General features: G+C 68.5%; 1 protein-coding gene. It reads right to left on the minus strand.

What is annotated here, in order from left to right; genetic code table 11:
• A partial coding sequence (locus tag ACKX14_RS15645) for a glutamate--tRNA ligase family protein (protein ID WP_422449294.1) occupies positions 1 to 289 on the minus strand: 289 nt, incomplete at both ends.

A 289-nucleotide genomic window follows, 5' to 3' on the forward strand; every position in this document is an offset into this window, starting at 1 on the left:
GTGATCGTCGACGGTCGCCGCGAGGTTGTAGAGCGGATAGCCGTCCGTGCGGACCAGCACGAAGTCTTGCTGCGCCGCGTTCGGCGTGCGGATCGCGCCGAAGACGCGATCGACGAAATCGGTGCTGCCCTCGCGCGGCGTCTTGAAGCGCACCACGAACGGCAGGTCCGGCTCGTCGCGCCGCTCGCGGCACGTGCCGGGGTACACGAAGGCGGCCTTCGGGTTCTTCGCCTTCAGCTCCTCGCGGGCGCGATCGAGCTCTTCCTTCGTGCAGTAGCAGCGGTACGCC

Source organism: Thermorhabdus hydrogeniformans, from assembly GCF_049310025.1.
Taxonomy (GTDB): domain Bacteria; phylum Bacillota; class Thermosediminibacteria; order Thermosediminibacterales; family Tepidanaerobacteraceae; genus JBJYKD01.